This is a genomic window from Butyricicoccus porcorum, assembly GCF_051246315.1.
GTDB lineage: Bacteria > Bacillota > Clostridia > Oscillospirales > Butyricicoccaceae > Butyricicoccus_A > Butyricicoccus_A porcorum.
In genome coordinates this window covers 1,512,292-1,526,973 of the sequence record NZ_CP178353.1, presented here as the reverse complement: position 1 = coordinate 1,526,973, position 14,682 = coordinate 1,512,292, and the positions used below count along the sequence as shown (strand labels likewise).

General features: G+C 44.4%; 17 protein-coding genes and 1 pseudogene. 5 read left to right on the top strand and 13 right to left on the bottom strand.

Translation table 11 applies throughout. The features are described from left to right. Positions 1-162 precede the first annotated feature (162 nt). A complete protein-coding gene (locus tag ACLM7Z_RS07430) occupies positions 163-2,049 on the top strand; it encodes an LTA synthase family protein (protein WP_087018638.1) in 1,887 nt (628 codons plus the stop codon). Between the two features lie 111 nt (positions 2,050-2,160). Here ACLM7Z_RS07430 and spo0A read toward each other — a convergent pair whose 3' ends face one another. The 4 genes from spo0A to spoIVB all read right to left on the bottom strand — a co-directional run bounded on the left by spo0A (position 2,161) and on the right by spoIVB (position 5,164). Then, positions 2,161-2,937: a sporulation transcription factor Spo0A gene (gene spo0A / locus ACLM7Z_RS07425; RefSeq protein ID WP_087018640.1), complete on the bottom strand. Its 777-nt coding sequence runs from the start codon at positions 2,935-2,937 to the stop codon at positions 2,161-2,163. Positions 2,938-3,191: 254 nt separating this feature from the next. Then, positions 3,192-3,377: a SpoIVB peptidase S55 domain-containing protein gene (locus ACLM7Z_RS07420; protein WP_435645765.1), complete on the bottom strand. Its 186-nt coding sequence runs from the start codon at positions 3,375-3,377 to the stop codon at positions 3,192-3,194. A 107-nt stretch (positions 3,378-3,484) separates the two neighbouring features. Next, a complete protein-coding gene (locus tag ACLM7Z_RS07415; RefSeq protein ID WP_087018646.1) occupies positions 3,485-4,015 on the bottom strand; it encodes a GNAT family N-acetyltransferase in 531 nt (176 codons plus the stop codon). A 141-nt stretch (positions 4,016-4,156) separates the two neighbouring features. Next, positions 4,157-5,164: a SpoIVB peptidase gene (gene spoIVB / locus ACLM7Z_RS07410; protein ID WP_435644797.1), complete on the bottom strand. Its 1,008-nt coding sequence runs from the start codon at positions 5,162-5,164 to the stop codon at positions 4,157-4,159. A gap of 245 nt (positions 5,165-5,409) precedes the next feature. Here spoIVB and ACLM7Z_RS07405 point away from each other — a divergent pair, with 245 nt between their 5' ends. Beyond that, positions 5,410-5,817 carry an SLOG family protein gene (locus ACLM7Z_RS07405; RefSeq protein WP_108721048.1) on the top strand — a complete coding sequence of 136 codons (408 nt, stop codon included), beginning with the start codon at positions 5,410-5,412 and terminating at the stop codon, positions 5,815-5,817. 134 nt (positions 5,818-5,951) lie between these two features. Here the strand turns inward: ACLM7Z_RS07405 and ACLM7Z_RS07400 are convergent, their stop codons facing one another. Together ACLM7Z_RS07400 and ACLM7Z_RS07395 are read right to left on the bottom strand one after the other, a co-directional pair. Further along, positions 5,952-6,095 carry a hypothetical protein gene (locus ACLM7Z_RS07400; RefSeq protein ID WP_165761079.1) on the bottom strand — a complete coding sequence of 48 codons (144 nt, stop codon included), beginning with the start codon at positions 6,093-6,095 and terminating at the stop codon, positions 5,952-5,954. Positions 6,096-6,875: 780 nt separating this feature from the next. Next, positions 6,876-7,100, bottom strand: coding sequence for a hypothetical protein (locus ACLM7Z_RS07395; RefSeq protein WP_435644796.1), 225 nt, complete (start codon positions 7,098-7,100; stop codon positions 6,876-6,878). A gap of 949 nt (positions 7,101-8,049) precedes the next feature. On the opposite strand from ACLM7Z_RS07395, the gene ACLM7Z_RS07390 reads away from it, so the two are divergent. The 3 genes and pseudogenes from ACLM7Z_RS07390 to ACLM7Z_RS07380 all read left to right on the top strand — a co-directional run bounded on the left by ACLM7Z_RS07390 (position 8,050) and on the right by ACLM7Z_RS07380 (position 9,253). Beyond that, positions 8,050-8,346 carry a transposase gene (locus ACLM7Z_RS07390; protein WP_087017840.1) on the top strand — a complete coding sequence of 99 codons (297 nt, stop codon included), beginning with the start codon at positions 8,050-8,052 and terminating at the stop codon, positions 8,344-8,346. 62 nt (positions 8,347-8,408) lie between these two features. After that, positions 8,409-8,654: pseudogene (locus ACLM7Z_RS07385) on the top strand (IS3 family transposase); the annotation flags it as partial. Positions 8,655-8,779: 125 nt separating this feature from the next. Then, the gene (locus tag ACLM7Z_RS07380; protein WP_435645764.1) at positions 8,780-9,253 is read left to right on the top strand and encodes a transposase; all 474 of its coding nucleotides are present in this window, start codon (positions 8,780-8,782) and stop codon (positions 9,251-9,253) included. 13 nt (positions 9,254-9,266) lie between these two features. Here the strand turns inward: ACLM7Z_RS07380 and ACLM7Z_RS07375 are convergent, their stop codons facing one another. The 7 genes from ACLM7Z_RS07375 to ACLM7Z_RS07345 form a co-directional block, all read right to left on the bottom strand. Further along, positions 9,267-9,704 (bottom strand): RNA polymerase subunit sigma-70, encoded by a 438-nt coding sequence (locus tag ACLM7Z_RS07375; RefSeq protein WP_435644795.1) that lies wholly within the window; start codon positions 9,702-9,704, stop codon positions 9,267-9,269. Between the two features lie 167 nt (positions 9,705-9,871). Beyond that, a complete protein-coding gene (gene bcrD / locus ACLM7Z_RS07370) occupies positions 9,872-10,699 on the bottom strand; it encodes a bacitracin resistance undecaprenyl-diphosphatase BcrD (RefSeq protein WP_002576322.1) in 828 nt (275 codons plus the stop codon). Next, entirely contained in the window at positions 10,699-11,448 is a 750-nt protein-coding gene (locus tag ACLM7Z_RS07365) for an ABC transporter permease (RefSeq protein ID WP_002576323.1), read from the bottom strand. Before ACLM7Z_RS07365 ends, bcrD begins: the two co-directional genes overlap by 1 nt. Next, complete coding sequence (gene bcrA, locus ACLM7Z_RS07360) at positions 11,441-12,358, bottom strand: bacitracin ABC transporter ATP-binding protein BcrA (RefSeq protein ID WP_002576324.1); 918 nt, start codon at positions 12,356-12,358, stop codon at positions 11,441-11,443. Before bcrA ends, ACLM7Z_RS07365 begins: the two co-directional genes overlap by 8 nt. A gap of 180 nt (positions 12,359-12,538) precedes the next feature. Continuing rightward, positions 12,539-13,153, bottom strand: coding sequence for a bacitracin resistance transcriptional activator BcrR (gene bcrR, locus ACLM7Z_RS07355; protein WP_002576325.1), 615 nt, complete (start codon positions 13,151-13,153; stop codon positions 12,539-12,541). Positions 13,154-13,321: 168 nt separating this feature from the next. Beyond that, positions 13,322-14,230, bottom strand: coding sequence for an IS3 family transposase (locus ACLM7Z_RS07350; protein WP_435644794.1), 909 nt, complete (start codon positions 14,228-14,230; stop codon positions 13,322-13,324). Then, positions 14,227-14,565, bottom strand: coding sequence for a transposase (locus ACLM7Z_RS07345; protein WP_087021933.1), 339 nt, complete (start codon positions 14,563-14,565; stop codon positions 14,227-14,229). The genes ACLM7Z_RS07350 and ACLM7Z_RS07345 overlap by 4 nt, the downstream gene beginning before the upstream one ends. Positions 14,566-14,682 lie beyond the last annotated feature (117 nt).

The following is a 14,682-nucleotide window of genomic DNA, read 5'->3' as shown; positions in this document are numbered from 1 at the left end:
GACGGGAACAAATAAGACGGAATTCCTGCCCAATCGGCGCAGACTTTTGGCACAGCGCACGCAGTTCGGGAAATATATTGTTTATATGTTCCAAATTGACGCATTGTTTTGCGCTTGATATAATAGTTTTATCCGAATCTGTAAGAGAGAGGAAGTTGTTCCATGCGCCTGCTCCACATCCTGCGCCGCTTTGGCAGCTCCGCTGCGGCGGCGTTTTTGATTCCCTGGCTGTCATTTTTTCTGCCGGAATTGTTTATCTACACCTATACCGATACCTCTGCTTTTTCCCTCGCGTTCTCAGCAGTGTGGGCAGGAATCCTGGCCGGATTTTTGTTCCTGCTGCCGCGCCTGCCCGCGCGTATTTTATTCGTCCTGCTGTATTACCCGGCTGCAACACTCGCTATCTTACAGGCGGGCTATTTTGAACTTTTCGGCAAATTCATGTGGCTGACCTATCTCGTCTATCTGCGCGACGGCGCAGAATTCGCAGGCTCCGTTTTTGATTATCTTCCCGCCGGTTTTGTCCCGGCTGCAGTGCTGTTGCTTCTGTGGGGCGCAGCTGCCTGCCGCCTGCGGCCGAACACCACAGCCAGCCGTGCCAAAGTGCTCGCAGTGTGCTTCTGTGCTGTCACCGCAGCTGCCGCACTGCCGTACCTGCTGAATGCCGCCTGTGCGGGAGATGAGCTAGAGCGTGGGCTGGGAACCGATTACTATGCCGGAAAATCGCTGCGCCGTGCGTATGACCTGATGTATGACGCGCACAAGGTCTACACAATGTGCGGGCTGTACCATTCCGCCGGACGCGATATCTGGGTTCACCTGCTCGAGCCGCAGCTGCCCGGCAACAAATCAGAAGAAAACCAGAAGCTCGCGCGCATCGAGTCATATTTTGCCCAACGCGAATCCGCTACAGAAAACGAAATGACCGGAACACTGGCGGGCAAAAATGTCATTCTCGTGCTGATGGAAAGTGCAGATGACTGGACCATCCGCGAGGATACCACGCCGACCCTCTGCCGTCTGATGCGCGAAGGCATCAACTTCACCAACCTGTACACACCGCTGTACGGCAGCGTGCGCACGTTCAACACGGAATTTACCGTCAACACCGGCGTGTTCTCCCCGACCGACGGCAGTCTGACCTTTACCTACTGCGGCAATGACTATTCTGAAAGCCTGCCCAACACCTTCCGCGCCGCGGGCTATTCCGCAAATGCATTTCATTACAATTCTCCGAGCTTTTACAGCCGGGGCGTCATGGACCCCGCGATGGGGTATGAAACCTACATCTGCTATGCCGATTACGCAGAGCACAGCAACCAGTTTTCCAGTGAGCTGTATGAAGATACGTTTGTGCTGACCAATCCCGACCTGCGTGCACAGCTGCTGCCGGACAAGCCGTTTTTTAACTTCGTGATCTCGCGCAACGCACATATGCCGTATTCTTCCGATGACTCGGTCAGCAAATACGCCATGGAACAGTATCCGCAGTATGCCGACGCGGACGAGTGTGAAGAAGTTGGCTACTACCTCGCAAAAATGAAGCTGCTGGACAACTTTTTTTCACAGCTGCTGGCCGAGCTGGAACGCGCCGGCCAGCTGGAAAACACGGTTATCGTCGGCGTTACTGACCACTATTCCTACTCGATGAAGGATCAAGAGCGCGTGCGTGCATTGTCAGATGTACCGGTCGACCTCATGGTGGAAAAGACGCCGTTTTTCATCTGGTCGACTGACCTCCAACCGATGACAGTGGACAAGACGCTCAACACAAGCGATATCGCACCCACACTGCTCAATCTGTTCGGCCTGTCCTCGGGTACATACTACATCGGACACGATGCCTTTGATCCCAATTACGCCGGTTATGCCATTTTCAGTGACGGCAGCTGGATTGACGGCAATGTTGTCTATCAGGACGGTGAAATCATCCATGAATTTTCCGATGGCGCAGCGGCGAGGACAGATATTGCAACCATGAATCAGACTGCACAGGATTTTATCGAAATCAATAACCTGATTTTGGAAACTGATTACTATTCCAAATAAAAAATACACCACAGACCGCAGCTTGCGCGCAGTCTCTGGTGTAAAAAAAGAAAAAACTGTGATGCAGGGCGTACCCGGAGGATGGTATTGCCCTGAATTTTTTTGAAACAATCAGCTGATTTTCAGCTCCAGCCGCAGGCGATCCGCAACCATAGAAATAAATTCGCTGTTGGTCGGTTTTCCTTTTGTGCCAGAAACCGTAAAGCCGAAATATTCCTGAAGCGTATCGACATCTCCGCGATCCCAGGCGACTTCAATCGCATGCCGGATGGCGCGCTCCACGCGGGAGGATGTTGTTTTGAATTTTTTTGCCACAGTCGGATATAATATCTTTGTGATCGCATTGATGGCTTCCATATCGTGAATCGTCATAATAATGGCTTCACGCAGATACTGATATCCTTTGATGTGTGCCGGTACACCAATCTGGTGAATGATATTGGTCACGCGCATTTCAATTTCCAAATCCTCATCCGGCATACGCACTGCCGGTGTACGCGAAAAATTGCGCTGTCCGCCATAGCGGCTGACCCGCTGTGCGAGCGCCTGCAAATCCACCGGCTTGCGCAGATAAAAGCTGACGCCGAGCGCATTGCATTCCGCTGTCATCTCCTGCGAGGCAAAGCCGCTCAGGACAAAAATAACCGGCATTTTGGCCGGTGCAGCGTCATTCAGCTCGTGCAGGACGGTCAGTCCATCCGTGCCCGGCAGCATCGGGTCGAGCAGCAGCACATCCGGCATACTATCCAGTATGTGCTGTGCCAATCCTTTTCCCTCTGCGAATGAACCAACTATTTCCACGCGATTGTCCCGTGTCAATGTTTCGTCGAGCAATTTGCGAAACTCTGTATCTTCGTCGGCAATCAGCACCCGAATTCTGTTCTCCATGATGTCATTCCCTGCCTTCCAGCATATCCGTAATTATTTGCCGCATTTACGACGGTTTTAGATTACCATATTTTCCGAATTAAGACAATGAATTTTACCCATTTATTCATAAAAATCGTACGACGACATTCCTGCTTTTACACCCGGTAAATCCAGTATTTTTTTGTCAATCCGATAATCTTATGCTCGAATTATGTGATTTTCTGTCAAATTTCCCCGGAAACAGGAACATTTTTTTCGACAGAAAATCCAATTTATAAACATAGAAAGCAAGCAAAAAGAAAAGCCCACCATTGGGCGAGCCTTTCCGTTTCCTCTCTTATCCTGCTGCTTCGAGCATTTTTCAATCGAGCTGTCAAACCTCGCGCCGGGTTGTTCACCAGCACATGTTTCACCGCGCCGACCAGCTTCCCATTTCGTATTGTTGGCAAGTTGCTCACGAGTGATTGTAATTCAGGGAACCATTTTGCAGACGCAAAACAGCCATGCACCGAAGTGCATGACTGCTAGGTAAACAACTCTGGTTATATGCTGAGGAAACTGGAATTTATGCGAATGCATGATTCATGATTCTGTTTTGCAGATAATCATAAAAGGCATCATACTCCACTTGTGAAATCGGCATAGGGTTACTCATGACGACCAGCTCATGCCCTTTATTTCCCTTATGGTACGGAGGGTGAACATGCGGATACGGATTCCCAACAAATCCGCATCGCTCATAAAACGCCTTTCTTCTGATGGATATCGCATCAATCGGGGGATCGATTTCAAGTATGAGCGTCTTCTGCTTTTCCTTTAAAAGCGAGAGCACCCTCTGCCCATATTGCTTGTTTCGCATTTCCGGCAGAATGCAGAAATGCTCGATGTAGACATTGTCTAATCTCTCCCAATACAAAACAATCCCTACAAAAATGTCCGCATCGTAAATCAGATCGAAATGATAGTCATCATCACGCAAAATCTCAGCCTGAGAAAAAGCCTCTCTCTGTTCATGAAGTGGGAAACTAATTTGATACAGTTCTAAAGCTCGGTTATACATGGAATGCAATGGATTGGTAATTCGTTCAAGATGCATAGTTGCTGCCCTCCCAAATTCTGATTTATCTGCACCAAGTATAACATATAACTTTCATTCTGCAAAGAAATTGTTGTCCCTACGATCAATCACACATCCCGCAATTGTCAATAGGGACAACAAGATAAAGGCTATAATTATTTATTCAGCCGCGTCCAGCATATTTTCTATAAAGATTCCATAACCTCTTGCCGGGTTGTTCACCAGCACATGTGTCACCGCACCGACCAGCTTCCCATCCTGCAAGATCGGGCTGCCGCTCATGCCAGGTACGATCCCGCCAGTTTTTTCCAGCAACTCCGGGTCTGTGACACGAATGGTCAGCGAACGCCCATCCACGGCGTTCATTGCCACCTTCTCAATCACAATTTCATAATACTCTGGTGTCTTTCCTGACACACACAACAGAATTTCCGCCTTTCCGGTATAAATTTCCTCTTTCTCTGCCGTATCCACAGCATAAGCGGCAGAATACAGCGAGCTGTCCGTCAGTGTGCCAAAAATGCCGCACGCCGTATTTTCGTTCAGCTGACCAATCTCCCGGGAAAATTCATACGTGCCGACCAGCTCGCCCGGTGTACCTGCTTCACCCGCGACAACACCGATCACACTCGCAGATACAATAGAACCAGTTTCCAACGGCATCAGCGCACCGCTGTCAATATCGCTGACCGGATGACCGAGCGCACCAAATTCACCGCTCTCCGGATCCACATACGTCAGCGTGCCAATACCTGCCATGCTGTCACGCACAAGAATCCCAATTTGATACGTTCCAGTGGTCTTGCTTTTGACCGGTTGGACTGACACGGAAATATCAGTATCTCCGCGCAGTCCGGTAAACCGAATTGGGTTACCTCTGCTCTGCTTCACAATTTCCGCAAGCTGGCTGCTGGACGAAAGGGTTTCCCCGTTTGCCGCTTGTAAAATGTCGCCTGCCTCCAGTCCGGCCTGTTGACCAGGGCAGATCTCCCCAGCCGGACTGTCTACTGTCGTCATAGCTGACACGACGACGCCCGCCGCTGTCATGCGCACGCCGACCGGTACGCCCAGCGGAACCAGTTTCTGCGACGCCGCCTGTGCGCTCGGTGACAAAGCACAAACCAACAGCAGTGCCGCACACCATTGCTTTGCCAATGTTTTCCGCATTGCATCCTCTCCCTTCCTCTTTTATCGTGACCGCAATGCGGCAATCACATTCGTGCGTTTGTCTGGGTCTATGGGCAGAGTCTGCACGGCATGTCCGCCGCTGTCCTCTGACGGAAATGTCTGTCGGCTCCTCCATGCATGCAGGAAGCAGATGACAGATGCGGCATTTCCGTGTATAATAAACATCACAGAATAGACATCTATGACGAAACAGGAAAACACAGGAGAAAAAGGGAGAGTTTGACATGAGGGTAGCGATTGTAGGCTCACGGTCTATCACGATGGATTGTTATTCGGACATATTGCAGTACATCCCGCGCGGAGCAAGCGAAATTGTCTCCGGCGGTGCTGAAGGTGCAGATGAACTTGCACAGAAATATGCACAGCGTGCCCATCTTCCCTTAAAAATTTTCCATCCGAATTATGCGCGTTTTCGCAAGTCTGCACCGCTCCAACGCAACATTGAACTCATCCGGTACAGTGATTATGTTCTTGTCCTGTGGGATGGCAAATCGCGCGGAACCGCACATGTCATCGATAACTGTATTCGAGAGTATACCCCGGTTCATGTACTGATTATCCGCGACGGCAAACTGGTGCAGACGCTGTTCGGACAGAAAGACGGATATCTATTATCCCCTTCCAGAGAATAATCCCATCTGCCACGCACCTGACAACAGGATTCTGCCCATCAGACAGTCCGTCCGTACCAGCATAAATAAAATCAATAAACAGGATTTATCCAAAAATCTGCCCCGCAAATCCAACTCATGGCTGCGGGGCTTTGCTATTGCTTCCCATTTGGTTTCTTTGGAATTTTCATCTGCTGCGCCGCCTTGTCTGTTCTGCCAGCGACAACGCAGCATGCATATACAATCAACACGCTGACAATTGCAGCGGTCGCCAGAACGGCGCGGATTATTTGAATCATACTGCCTCCTTATACTCCGCCAGCGTATCGTACGCCCATTGACCGATGCTGTGCACACGCCAGTCAGCACGCGCTTCCGCAAGCAAACAATTCATATTTACACACTTTGCTGTTCTCCATTTTCAGCCGCTCCCGAACACCTGCAACATTTTGACTCAGACTGCGATGAATATTGCCCTGAATTTTCCTTCTTCCCATCTGCATGATAGTTTTTGTGTCCTGCATCCATGATATGCACGCATCTTTGCTTTGTTGTTTATAATAACGAATTTATATTTTTTGTAAACAGTAAATTTATACTTCCCCTGTGTATTGTGTGGAACAATCGGCGTTTTTTCCGCAGCTGGTGTTATACAAACCCACTCGTCATAGACAGATCCAAAGAAAATCTCCCTCCTGTCACCCGCTGTAATGCAGGTAACAGGAGGGAGATATGGTATAAATCTGTTTTAAGATGCTAAGAAAGCTGCAAAACCAGCAACTTACTTGTTCATAGCAGCAGCTACGTCAACTGCAACAGCAACGGAAGCGCCAACCATCGGGTTGTTGCCCATAAGAAACAATTTATACTCAGAATATCAAATCTGAACTTACTATCCCTTATTGTATGGTAATTTTGCCTTTTTCCCCGATGAAAATAAACTTGTTTGAGCCATTCATATTTTCTTGTATTTTACAGTGCTTTGCTCGTATGTGGACGTATTGTGGACGCGATATGGGTTAAACTGTCAGTCTCTTTATATATAATAACATACGCTCGGCTACTAATGGGCGCATTTTTTATGTCTTTCCTTTGTGTCTTTCTATGTAATTGAATACAGCAGCCTTTATCCCATCATCCGGTAACTGATCCAGCGCATAGTCCCTATAGCTGCCCACATAGTATTCATGATATCGTTTCTTTTTCAGCTCCCGCCAGATTTCCGGGCGGTATTGACGCTGATAAACAACGTAAGTAATAAAATTTTTGTGTGGCTTTTCGCGTACAACATAGTAGCTCTTCATTTTTGTCACCTGCCTTTGCTCCACCAGATTATGCTTTATGTATTCGTGGGTATTAAAAAAAGTAGATAGACTTGCAATCAGCGAGCCAATACATTCACCAAGAACAAGCCTATCCATTAAAAAGGAAAGAGAAGAAAAATATGAAACGGTAATTTATGTAAGTAAAACCGGAAGCAAAACGGAAAGCCAAACCGAACATAAAAACCGGACACATCTTTTGTATTCATAAACAGGCAGAATGTCCGCACAATATATAAAGTTGATCCTGCGCTGATCTGTTTCTTGTAGTTTACAAGGGCTTTGGCTTTCATCCCTTATTATTTAATGATATACATGCAAATTCATTCACATTTTGTGACATTTCCAAGTATACATATCAAAAAAAGTATGCTGTCTAATTCTTAAAAAAATAAGTTTAATTTTAAATCTTCAAACTTTCTCAGTCATTTTCCTCCACATTTTGAAGTATTTTTGTCATTTTTCGGTCTATTTCTTCGATTTTTGCAATGATATATACCGGTTTTATGCTATGTTTTTTGAACCAATATTATAATATGTTTGAATTTCAAGCACAAATTGTGAAATATTGTCATGCTGTTATCATATGGGTTTAATATTTTTCAATTTAAAACCAATCCTCCCAATCATATATCCTAGTATTTTACTATGATATATCATTAAAACATACTATATTTTTTTGTTAGTAATTCCCACAATTTAAAGCCATAAATCAATATATTATACCTAAAAAAGTTTGAATAAGGTAGAAGGTGAAATGTTTCCTACTTCTACAAGGTCTTGAATTTCTGATGGGAGAGATGCAAGTTTCTTGGCACGTTTTAAAGTGTCAACTCCAATACCCAATTTTGAATGGAGTGGTATCATTTAAGTAGAGTCGGAAAACTCACCAAACTATGATAGAATAAGAACAAAGGAACGGTGAGAAATCATGGCAAGAAGCTACGATAAAGATTTTAAAGAAGAAGCATTGAAGCTCTCAGATGAAATCGGAGCAAAGAAGGCGGCTGACCAGCTTGGAATCCCCTACAATACAGTCACAACCTGGCGAGGTAAGCGAAAGAAATACGGAGATCAGGCATTTGTAGGAAGTGGTCATAAACAACTGCCGGCAAGCGAGCAGGAACGAAGAATGCTTGAGCTGGAGAAGGAAGTCAAAGAGCTCCAACGAGCTAACGATATACTTCAGGAGGCTCTTGGTTTTTTCGCAGCGCGCCGAAAGAAGTAAAAGCACATGAGCGATACCGCTTTATCCACTCTATACAGACAGATTCAGATAAGGAGTGGAGTGTGGAACTATTATGCAGAATTCTTCATGTAAGCGAATCTGGATATTATCGATATCTGAAGAATCTCAGTAAGCCGTCTAAGGACGCGCTTCTTTCGGCGGCAATAGACAGGATTATGAATGAATCCGATTATAATGACAATTACGGCGTGGAACGAATGCAGCTTGCCTTGGAGCAGAACGGATTCCACACAGGAAAACGTAGAATCAGGCGAATTATGCACGAAAAAGGTCTGATTCACGGCAGACCCAGACGTCCGCATGGTTTAACACGCGCTGCCACCGAAATTCAAGAGGAGGAAAATCTGATCAAGCAGGATTTTCGGGCTGATACCCCGTATCAAAAACTGCTGACAGATATCACGCAGATCGGCTGCCTGGACGGAAAACTCTATATTTCCCGATTATGGATTGCTTTAACGGTGAGATTCTTTCTCTTCAGATGGATGACAATATGCGAAAAGAACTTTGTATCAATACACTCAAGGCAGTTGCCTGCCGGTATCCGGTTCGAGGCGCGACACTTCATAGCGATCGCGGAAGCCAGTATACCAGCGAGGCGTTCAAGAAAAAACTTTCTGAATATGGTATGCTGCAGAGCTTAAGCGGTGTGGCACACTGCTACGATAACGCCCGAATGGAGAGCTTCTTCGCAACTTTGAAGAAGGAACTGCTCTATAGAATTCCTACTTACCGAATGCCAATGGCGGAGGTTAAATCTATTATCTTTCGATATGTGTTTATCTACTATAATCGGAAGCGAGTATATACGTCGAATCCCTTAGGGCTTCCACCCGCTGTTTATAAGACACATTACCACAATATGTATCATTCATCTGCTGCTTAAAATTTGTGAGTTTTTAGACTGCACTTTTCTTGACAATTCCACAATGCCAAAGACGTGCTACATCAATTTGACGATAACCATCCACAAAAAGTAATGTCAATAGCTCCAAATCTTTCTTCGACAGCTTCTTCAATCTCAACAGTAGTTGTTCGTTTTCCACCGAAGCCAACCATCCATATCGCGTTTGATCAATCTTATCAACATCCCATTGATAAGATAACGATGCAAACTTTCGGAACAGCTGTGATTGACCACATACTTCATCATATTGTTCACAAGGTATTGGTTGCGTATGGTTTTGAAAAACCCTTTGACTGCAAAACCATGCCCAGTCATATTCTTTCATGGCAGCAATCTGTTCTTCGCTCATCCCTGCATCACAATACTCAACTTCTAAACGCTTCCATCTACTATCAAACTTCTTTTTCTCATATCCATAATTAAATCCCATTATTAACCTCCTGTAGATTCAATTTGCAAAATTCACCATGCAAACTAAAATCAGGAGGAGATCGACAACGAGAATCTCTGGGTTGTTTTCCATCCCCAGAAACAAAAATGCCAGCTGATCTTAAGGACCAGCTGGCATTTTTATTCGCGCACAAAGAAAACGCATTATTAAGATTTTATAAGTACAACAAGTATACCAAGCACAATTCGATACCAACCAAACACCTTAAAATCATGTTTTTTGATAAAGTTCATTAGGAATTTAATTACTAAGACAGATACCGCAAATGCCACAGCCATACCGAGAACAAGAGCGAGCAGTTCTGCACTTGTAAATTCAAACCCGAATTTTAACAGCTTAAAAGCACTTGCTCCAAGCATAGTAGGTACTGCGAGGAAAAAAGTAAACTCTGCTGCTGCCACTCGTGAAACTCCTATGAGTAAAGCACCTATAATCGTTGCTCCCGACCGTGATGTGCCGGGTATAAGTGATAACACTTGAAATGCCCCTATCAAGATTGCTGTTTTATAGCTGATGTCAGAAAGTGCCATAGTAGTAGGAGTACGCTTTTTATTCCAATTTTCTATGAGAATGAATAACAAACCATAAAAGATTAACATGATTGAAATCACAATGGGGGTTTGGAGGTAAGCATCCAAATAATCATCAAATAGAATCCCCATAATAGCTGACGGTACACAAGCTACCGCAACCTTGAACCACAACGAGAAAGTATCCTTTTTAACAATTGACTGTGCTTTGTTCTTAAATTGAAAGGGAAACATCTTGTTCCAAAACATTACAACCACTGCGAGTATAGCTCCAAGTTGAATAACAACAAAAAACATTTCTTTAAATGCTTCGCTCATATTAAGTGTGATAAATTCGTCCACAAGAATCATATGTCCTGTGCTGCTGATAGGTAGCCACTCAGTAATACCCTCAACAATTCCAAGAAAAATAACTTTTAAAATTTCTATAAAATCAAGTACCATTATTTCAAATCCTCCTTTTTAAAATGATGAAAGGTCATAAGAAAACCAACTGCTGATACAAGAATAATAATAGATACAGACAGCAGTGTAGGATAGCCGGTACTCTGAAGTTTACCCTGCACCAAGAAATAGGTGGCTGTCCACGGATACAACGCTCCCCATTCTTGATTTGAAAGTGCGGCACTTCCCATGACAATCACGGCAGAGCCAATCATCGGGGCGACAAATCCTTTTGTTTTCATAGCAACAAACACAAAAGGAGAAACTGTTAAAAACATCAGGATACTGCCAAACAAAAACTTGGGGAGCCATACTATTGCCACTAGTAAGCTATATCCCTCCAATGTAAAGACAGCGTCATATAGCCCACAAACGATAAATATACCTGCCCATGTTACAAGGGTTAGCATAACAATCCAAAGAAGCAGGGTGCAAAATTTTCCAATTAATAGTTTTGTCCTTGAAATGGGTATGGGCAATATGGTTTTGAGGGTGCTTTCTGTGTACTCTCTGCTAAACAAGTAAGCTGCAATTGCCACATATATCATAATGTTTACCAGCAGCATGATATACAGTACACTGTCGCTGTATATGTCAGACAAGGTAAAGATAATCTCCGGCTTATCAAAATGTGTTTGCAAGGCTTCTATTAACATCAAAAGTGGGGTAGATAATACCCCTGCCACACTAATTAGCACCATTTTTGAACGCTTTAGTTTTAATAATTCACAAGAAATAAGATTAAGCAATACCGCCACCTCCAATCAGTTTAGAAAAGTAGTCCTCTAAGTTTTCCTCACTATCATTTATCCTTGTCACGAGCAGTCCATTTCGTGCAAATTCTCGATTGATTTCTCCAACACTTTGGCTAAAGTCATAAATTCTCACCGTACCGTCCTGCACTGTAAAATCCGTCATGTGGTAGTGGTTTTCTAAAATCTTTCCGGCTATCTCACTGTCAGATAAATCAAATTGAATGTATTTTCGATTCCTTTTGTGAAGCTCGGATATATTCACTTCCTCTACTAAATGCCCCTCGTGCATAACGCCGATAATATCTGCTATCTGTTCAATCTCGCTTAAAACATGGCTTGAGATAAAAATGGTAATGCCATGATTGTGACTAAGTTCAGATAAAAATGAGCGTATTTCAACTATTCCAATGGGGTCAAGTCCGTTAATCGGTTCGTCAAGTATTAAAAGCTCCGGCTCGTGCATAATGGCGGCGGCAATACCAAGCCGTTGCTTCATTCCGAGGGAATAATCGGAAAAGACTTTTCTTTTCTCCTTATGCAGCCCCACAACTTCAAGAGCTTTTTCTACTCCACTTTTAGATACTCCCCCTCGCAGTTTAGCGAGAATTTGCAAATTCTCATACCCTGTTAAATTACTGTAAAATCCCGGTGTTTCGATAATAGAGCCTACTTTGCTATAAAGGGTATGGATATTTTCCTTATAGTTTGTGCCAAACAAGCGTACCGTTCCCTCCGTTGGGAAAGCAAGCTGCAACATCATTTTCATTGCTGTGGTTTTGCCTGCTCCGTTTCTGCCGAGCAAACCATAAATTTTGCCCTTTGGCACATGAAGATTTACCTTATCGACAACGGTGGCTGTTCCGTATCGCTTCGTAAGATTTTCTGTTTCAATGATATAATCCATATTTGATTCTCCTTTCCGTGGGTTGCTGTTCTTGTTTTCGCTGACCACAATCTTATTATCCACGAGTATTGCATAGAAGCCAAGAAATCTACCGTCACAATGCCGACACAATAGATGTCAGCACGAAAAAAGCTCCGACACTTATCGTGTCAGAGCCTATTTTAAAGGGTTTATGGCATTTTACTTTGTTTGGGTTTGCTTTATCCAGACAAATATTTTAGCAACAAATAGCAGAAACATAAGGGCGGTTACATAGGGTTGTCTTGCCGCAGCGAAGAAGCAGATAAAAAGCGTACTCAGCACGAGAGAGCATTTTGTGATTATGTTGCTCCATGATTCCTTTTCAAAACAAACACACATCAGTTTCGCTATCCCAAGTGCAATCAAAACAATAAAAACAATCCAATAGATTGCAAGATATATTGGGGTAGTGTCTGTAAATGAAAGTAGATTGACAGAATAAATATATCCGTCAACAAGGTTACCATACAACGGCAAAAGTATAAAAGTAACCGCCATCATATCTAATATTCCATAAATGAAACTGTAAATTTTTTTCAAGTTGGAACGATTTTCAGTTTCGGCAAGTGTAATCAGTTCTTCGCCCGATAGCAGTTCATCTATGGTCACAGAAAAGAATTTAGAAATACACTTGAGCGACTCAATGTTAGGGTAACCCTTGCCGCTTTCCCATTTTGAAATGGCTGTTCTTGATACATATAATTGCTCCGCAAGTTGTTCCTGCGTTAAGTTCTTTCCAGTCCTAAGCTGTTGTAGCTTTTCATTAAATTCCATGATTCTCCTCCTGTTTGTTCCTTGTTTTCATACGTCCATCAACGGGTTTTTCTGCATCTTTTGGTATCATCCATGCACGACCAAATTTTTCAGTTCCGTCAATGCGATTTTCCTCACATAATTTTTGAAGTTGTCAAGATCAGTTGACACATTTTGCTCAAGGATTTGCTAAGCAGCTTTCTTTAGGGAATGATAGTATCTCTGGCGTTTTACCATCGGAGGCAGCCCGCCATTTCTGGAACAGATACGGCGGTTATTCCAATACCCGATAAAGAATCTCCAAATCAGCGTCTTGAGTTCATCAATGGTCATCTTTTCGGTGTTGTAACGTCCATAAAGTAGTTCAACCTTCATTCTGGCCCACATGCTTTCGCAGCGTGCATTATCATGGCATCTTCCACCAGCACTGTTCATACTCTGAAGGATTCCATATCGGCCGATGGCTGCCCGATACTCCTGACTGGTATATTGTGCTCCTCTGTCACTGTGAATGATAACGCCACGCAGATCGTGGCAGGCATCATGGGCATTCTTCAGCGTCTGAACACACAGGGATGCTCTCATGTTGGTATCCATTGCAAGCCCCAGAACACAGGAATCGTAGCAGTCAAAGACAGCGGATACATATAGCTTTCCATCTTTTCCTTTGACTTCAGTAATATCCGTAACGCACTTCGTTAGTGGTTTGTCTGCGTCAAAATTGCGTCTTAGCAGATCATCGGATTTACGAGTTTCCTTATCTGCTCTGGTAATGCCATTGGGCTTGCGCCTTGGTGTGTGGCTGATACCCAGTTCCTCCATGATCCGGTATACCGTCCGTTCACTTGGAATTTGCACGCCCTGTGGCTGTTTCAGACGTAAAGCCTGATACATGCGGATTCGACCGTAAGTATCGTTGCATTCGTCTTCTGCAAGGATCTCCAGCATGGCATCAGCCAAATCCTGATACTTCCATGGGCGAGTCTGGGCCTTCAGATATTTGTAGAACCCCTGCCTGCTGACATGGAGCAACTTACAGTAGAATGCAATTTTCCCCGTGTTCTGGCCATCGTTGGTTTTCAAGGCAATGAATTTCATTCTTTCGTTCTTGCAGACCTCCGACGGCTCGCGGCGAAAAAAGCGCTGGCTTCCTCCAGAAATTCATTTTCTTCTCTGAGCCGTTTGATTTCCTTGTTCTGCTCTTTAACCTGTTTGCGAAGCAGCTGAATTTCTTCACTCAGAGTCATGGCTCTTTGCGGTGTCTGTGTGCCGGCTCCCAGGCTCAAGTTGCCCAGACGGTACTGACGCATCCATGTATGCAGGGTGTTCGCTGGAATACCAAGTTCTTTGGCTGCCTTCGTTGTACCAATTTCCAACGCCAGTTTAACTGCTTGTACTTTATATTCCATATCATAGGTTCTGTTTTGTGGCATCGTTGTTGTCTCCTTTTTCTCTTGATTATATTTTTAATCCTTGAGAATCAGTTGTCAACTAAAATTATACAACATCATCGGTCTGGTTGCCGGTCTGCGACGACTTCTGCCAGGAAT

Bases quoted from the DNA above. Each gene is read 5' to 3' on its own strand.
- ACLM7Z_RS07430 (WP_087018638.1), top strand. From the start codon at position 163: ATGCGCCTGCTCCACATCCTGCGCCGCTTTGGCAGCTCCGCTGCGGCG.
- spo0A (WP_087018640.1), bottom strand. From the start codon at position 2,937: ATGGAGAACAGAATTCGGGTGCTGATTGCCGACGAAGATACAGAGTTT.
- ACLM7Z_RS07415 (WP_087018646.1), bottom strand. From the start codon at position 4,015: ATGCATCTTGAACGAATTACCAATCCATTGCATTCCATGTATAACCGA.
- spoIVB (WP_435644797.1), bottom strand. From the start codon at position 5,164: ATGCGGAAAACATTGGCAAAGCAATGGTGTGCGGCACTGCTGTTGGTT.
- ACLM7Z_RS07405 (WP_108721048.1), top strand. From the start codon at position 5,410: ATGAGGGTAGCGATTGTAGGCTCACGGTCTATCACGATGGATTGTTAT.
- ACLM7Z_RS07400 (WP_165761079.1), bottom strand. From the start codon at position 6,095: ATGATTCAAATAATCCGCGCCGTTCTGGCGACCGCTGCAATTGTCAGC.
- ACLM7Z_RS07395 (WP_435644796.1), bottom strand. From the start codon at position 7,100: ATGAAGAGCTACTATGTTGTACGCGAAAAGCCACACAAAAATTTTATT.
- ACLM7Z_RS07390 (WP_087017840.1), top strand. From the start codon at position 8,050: ATGGCAAGAAGCTACGATAAAGATTTTAAAGAAGAAGCATTGAAGCTC.
- ACLM7Z_RS07375 (WP_435644795.1), bottom strand. From the start codon at position 9,704: ATGGGATTTAATTATGGATATGAGAAAAAGAAGTTTGATAGTAGATGG.
- bcrD (WP_002576322.1), bottom strand. From the start codon at position 10,699: ATGGTACTTGATTTTATAGAAATTTTAAAAGTTATTTTTCTTGGAATT.
- bcrA (WP_002576324.1), bottom strand. From the start codon at position 12,358: ATGGATTATATCATTGAAACAGAAAATCTTACGAAGCGATACGGAACA.
- bcrR (WP_002576325.1), bottom strand. From the start codon at position 13,153: ATGGAATTTAATGAAAAGCTACAACAGCTTAGGACTGGAAAGAACTTA.
- ACLM7Z_RS07350 (WP_435644794.1), bottom strand. From the start codon at position 14,230: ATGAAATTCATTGCCTTGAAAACCAACGATGGCCAGAACACGGGGAAA.
- ACLM7Z_RS07345 (WP_087021933.1), bottom strand. From the start codon at position 14,565: ATGCCACAAAACAGAACCTATGATATGGAATATAAAGTACAAGCAGTT.